This is a genomic window from Anaerotruncus sp. 1XD42-93, assembly GCF_009917605.1.
Taxonomy (GTDB): Bacteria; Bacillota; Clostridia; order Oscillospirales; family Ruminococcaceae; genus Anaerotruncus.
The window spans coordinates 1-1,376 of the sequence record NZ_QZEG01000173.1 but is presented as its reverse complement, the minus strand read 5'-3'; the positions used below and the strand labels follow the sequence as shown (position 1 = coordinate 1,376).

Here is a 1,376-nt window from a genome sequence, read left to right as displayed (position 1 = left end):
GGCAAAACCCCCACGGAGCGCGTCAAGGGCATGATCGGCATCCGGGACAGCGCCCGCCGCCTGATTGACTTGCAGCTTGCCGGCGCGGACGATACCGAAATCCAGTCCGAGCAGGCAAAATTAAACCGGCTCTATGATGCGTTCAGCGCAAAATACGGGCTTCTTAACAGCACCGGCAACAAGCTGGCCTTTGAACAGGATTCCTCCTACCCGCTGCTCTGCTCCCTGGAAATCATCAACGAGGAGGGGAAACTGGAACGCAAGGCGGATATGTTCACCCGGCGCACCATCCAGACCCACCGCGCCGTTACCAGCGTGGACACGGCTGTGGAGGCGCTGGCGGTATCTATCGGGGAGAAAGCCTGCGTGGATTTGGGCTACATGGCGTCCCTGATGGGCGGCTCTGAAAAAATCCCGCAGATTGTGGAGGACTTAAAGGGCATCATCTTCAAAGACCCCTCCACCGGCCCCTTTGACCTGGAGGACGGCGGCACACACTGGCACCAGGGCTGGCAGACGGCGGACGAATACCTTTCCGGCAACGTCCGGGCCAAGTTAGCGATTGCCCGCGCCGCCGCCAAGGAAAACCCGCAGTTTGCCGTCAACGCCGAAAAGCTGGAACAGGTGCAGCCCAAAGACCTGACCGCTTCTGAAATCAGCGTCCGGATCGGCGCGTCCTGGATAGACCCCAGGTATTACCAGCAGTTTATGTTTGAACTGCTCCACACGCCTGCATACTTGCAGGAGCGGAAAATCAAGCTGCAATATGCCCCCGTCACCGGCGAATGGAACGTGCAGGGCAAAAGCGCGGACAACCGGGATAACGTGCGCGTCTACGCCACCTACGGCACAAAGCGCATCAACGCTTATGAAATCTTTGAGCAGACCTTAAACCAGCGGGATGTGCGGATCTTCGATACAAAGATGGAGGACGGAAAGGAGGTGCGCGTCCTCAACGAAAAGCAGACCGCCATCGCCCAGCAGAAGCAGGAAGCCATGTGCGAAGCGTTCAAGGACTGGATTTTCAAAGACCCGGAGCGCCGGGAAACCCTTTGCAGGCGGTACAACGAGAAATTCAACTGCATCCGTCCCCGCGAATATGACGGTTCCCATATCCGTTTTGCGGGCATGAACCCGGAAATTGCCCTGCGTACCCATCAGGAAAACGCCGTGGCGCGGATGCTCTACGGAAAAAATTCACTGCTCGCCCACTGTGTCGGCGCGGGCAAGACCTTTGAAATGATTGCCGCCGCAATGGAGGGCAAGCGGCTGGGCCTGAACCAGAAATCCTTATTCGTCGTCCCCAACCACTTAACGGAACAATGGGGCGGCGATTTTTTGCGCCTTTACCCCGGCGCAAAGGTGCTGGTTGCCAC

General features: G+C 58.0%; 1 protein-coding gene. It reads left to right on the top strand.

What is annotated here, in order from left to right; all coding sequences use genetic code 11:
• Nucleotides 1–1,376, top strand: a 1,376-nt coding sequence (locus D5269_RS17820) for a DEAD/DEAH box helicase family protein (RefSeq protein ID WP_158605090.1), incomplete at both ends; no start/stop codon positions are given.